This is a genomic window from Streptomyces sp. WELS2 (genome assembly GCF_013870595.1).
Lineage (GTDB): Bacteria > Actinomycetota > Actinomycetes > Streptomycetales > Streptomycetaceae > Streptomyces.
On record NZ_JACBWZ010000865.1, the window covers coordinates 1 to 2,494 of the forward strand.

The following is a 2,494-nucleotide window of genomic DNA, read 5'->3' on the forward strand; positions in this document are numbered from 1 at the left end:
GGGTCCGGCCCGCCCGGCCGCGAAGGCGGCCGGCTCAGCCGCGCAGCTCCTGCACCGCGCTCTCCAGCCGCTTGCCGAAGTCGGCGTCGGCGTTGCGGAAGTTGCCGATCGCGCGCTCGATGATGTCCTCGCGCGAGACCTTGGCGATGAAGCCGGCCAGGTTGGCGATCAGCCGCTCCTTCTCCGCCTCGGTCATCAGCCGGTAGAGGTTGCCCGCCTGGACGAAGTCGTCGTCCTCGGCGTGCACGGGCGTCGGGTGGTTGCCGGTGCCGCCGGTGAAGCCGTCGAACGGCTGCCACAGCGCGCGGCCGGTCTGCGCCGGCCCGCCGAAGCTGTTCGGCTCGTAGTTCTTCTCCCCGCCGTGCCGGCCGTCGTACAGGTAGCCGTCACGGGAGTTGGTGCGCGCCTCGGTGGCGTGCGGACGGTTGACCGGCAGGTGGTCGGCGTTGATGCCGACGCGGTAGCGGTGCGCGTCGCCGTAGGCGAACAGCCGGCCCTGGAGCATCTTGTCGGGCGAGGGGCCGATGCCGGGCACGAAGTGCGCCGGGGAGAAGATCGACTGCTCGACCTCGGCGAAGATGTTGCGCGGGTTGCGGTTCAGCTCCAGCTTGCCGATCTCGACGACCGGGTAGTCCGCGTGCGGCCACACCTTGGTCAGGTCGAACGGGTTGAAGCGGTAGGCCGCCGCGTCGGCCGCCGGCATGATCTGCACGCCCACGGTCCAGCTCGGGAACTCCCCGCGCTCGATCGCCTCGCGCAGGTCGCGCTGGTGGGAGTCGGGGTCCTTGCCCGCGAGGATCTCCGCCTCCTCGGCGGTGAGGTTCTTGATCCCCTGGTCGGTCTTGAAGTGGTACTTGACCCAGAAGACCTCGCCGGCCTCGTTGTTCCACTGGAAGGTGTGCGAGCCGAAGCCGTCCATGTGCCGGTACGACGCCGGGATGCCGCGGTCGCCGAACAGCCAGGTCACCTGGTGCGTGGACTCCGGCGACAGCGACCAGAAGTCCCACACGTTGTCGGCTTCCTGGCTGCCGGTGTACGGGTCGCGCTTCTGGGTGTGGATGAAGTCCGGGAACTTGATCGCGTCCCGGATGAAGAAGACCGGGGTGTTGTTGCCGACGAGGTCGTAGTTGCCCTCCTCGGTGTAGAACTTCACCGCGAAGCCCCGCGGGTCACGCACGGCGTCCGCCGCGCCGAGGTTGCCGGCCACGGTCGAGAACCGCAGGAAGACCTCGGTCTGCTTGCCGACCCGGGACAGGAAGGCGGCGCGCGTGTACGGGGTGACGTCCGCGGTCACCGTGAAGGTGCCGTACGCACCGGCGCCGCGGGCGTGCACGACCCGCTCCGGGATCCGCTCCCGGTTGAAGTGGGCCAGCTTCTCCAGCAGCAGCTGGTCCTGGACGAGGACCGGCCCGCCGACGCCCGCCGTCTCGCTGTTCTGGTTGTCGGCGACCGGGGCCCCGGCCTCCGTGGTGAGCGGTCCCTGCGTCACGTGCGCCTCCTGCGTCATTGCCGACTCGTCCTGTCCTGTGGCCAAAGCCGTTCCCGATCCTACAATGGACTTTGTCTAAGTCAAGTAGTGATCCAAAGTCACACCTATTCCCGATCTGGGGGCCCTTCCTGTTAGGCTGGTGGCCATGAGCGACCTTCTGGAACGGCTGCGTGGACGCGGATGGCGGATGACCGCGCAGCGGCGCGTGGTGGCCGAGGTCCTGAACGGCGAGCATGTCCATCTGACCGCCGACGAGGTCCACGCGCGCGCCGTCGCGAAGCTGCCCGAGATCTCCCGGGCGACCGTCTACAACACCCTGGGCGAGCTGGTCTCGCTCGGCGAGGTGCTGGAAGTCACGACGGACAAGCGCGCCAAGCGGTACGACCCGAACGCGCACCGGCCGCACCACCACCTGGTGTGCGCCCGCTGCGGCGCGATCCGTGACGTCCACCCCACCGGCAACCCGCTCGCCGACCTCCCCGACGCCGAGCGCTTCGGCTTCACGGTGTCGGACGTCGAGGTGACCTACCGGGGGCTGTGCCCGGACTGCGCGGGCGCGTGAGCTGACCGGCACATCGCGTGACACGCGGCAGAAGGGGGCGAGAGCCCCCTTTTTTTGCTGCCCGGATTCCTGCCGCCCGGACCTTTTCGCCATCCGGACCCTGGCCATCCGGGCCTTCGCCGGCCCGGCCCGGCGGACGCCGGAACGACCGAGGGCCGGAACCCATTTCTGGATTCCGGCCCTCGGCCTTCAGTAGCGGGGACAGGATTTGAACCTGCGACCTCTGGGTTATGAGCCCAGCGAGCTACCGAGCTGCTCCACCCCGCGTCGATGAATAAGACACTACGTGACTGTTGAGCCTGGATGCAAATCCCTTGGCGGGTAAGTGGCCGGGGTCACGCCGACAGCTCCTCGCGCAGCGCGTCCCGCAGCCGGCCCGCCCGCTCCGCCACCTCCGCCGGACCCAGCTCCACCGCGCGGTCGGCCCAGCACTGCCCCTCCGC

At 69.4% G+C, this 2,494-nt stretch carries 2 protein-coding genes and 1 tRNA gene; 1 reads left to right on the forward strand and 2 read right to left on the reverse strand.

Translation table 11 applies throughout. The features are described from left to right. Positions 1–34: 34 nt before the first annotated feature. Positions 35–1,489 carry a catalase gene (locus H5J33_RS30965; RefSeq protein WP_309485530.1) on the reverse strand — a complete coding sequence of 485 codons (1,455 nt, stop codon included), beginning with the start codon at positions 1,487–1,489 and terminating at the stop codon, positions 35–37. Between the two features lie 145 nt (positions 1,490–1,634). Between H5J33_RS30965 and H5J33_RS30970 the strand changes: the two genes are divergently transcribed. Then, complete coding sequence (locus H5J33_RS30970) at positions 1,635–2,051, forward strand: Fur family transcriptional regulator (protein WP_030787796.1); 417 nt, start codon at positions 1,635–1,637, stop codon at positions 2,049–2,051. 193 nt (positions 2,052–2,244) lie between these two features. Here the strand turns inward: H5J33_RS30970 and H5J33_RS30975 are convergent. Then, positions 2,245–2,318: transfer RNA gene (locus tag H5J33_RS30975), tRNA-Met, on the reverse strand. Positions 2,319–2,494: the final 176 nt, after the last annotated feature.